The sequence below is a fragment of the Stenotrophomonas maltophilia group sp. RNC7 genome, assembly GCF_030910085.1.
GTDB lineage: Bacteria > Pseudomonadota > Gammaproteobacteria > Xanthomonadales > Xanthomonadaceae > Stenotrophomonas > Stenotrophomonas sepilia.
The window spans coordinates 1-349 of sequence record NZ_JAVFVN010000599.1 but is presented as its reverse complement, the minus strand read 5'-3'; the positions used below and the strand labels follow the sequence as shown (position 1 = coordinate 349).

The 349-nt window shown below is 61.9% G+C and carries 1 protein-coding gene; it reads left to right on the top strand.

From position 1 onward, the window contains the following. The coding region (locus tag RCF13_RS11650) for a prolyl oligopeptidase family serine peptidase (RefSeq protein ID WP_308141193.1) at window positions 1–349 on the top strand (349 nt) is incomplete at both ends.

Genomic DNA, 349 nt, shown 5'->3' with positions numbered 1-349 from the left:
CCTATGGCATCACCATTCCGGCAAGCTTCAGCACCTCGCGGCTGTCGCTCGTGGATCGCGGCTTCGTCTATGCCATTGCCCATATCCGCGGCGGCAAGGACAAGGGTTTTGCCTGGTATGAAAACGGCAAGCGCGACAAGAAGGTGAACACCTTCACCGATTTCATCGCCGCCGCACGGCACCTCGTTGCCGAAGGCTTCACCAGCCATGACCGCATCGTCGCCCATGGCGGTTCGGCGGGCGGCATGCTGATGGGCGCGATCGCCAATATGGCGCCCGACGCCTTCGGCGGCATCATCGCCGAAGTGCCCTTCGTCGACGTGCTCAACACGATGCTGGACGACACATT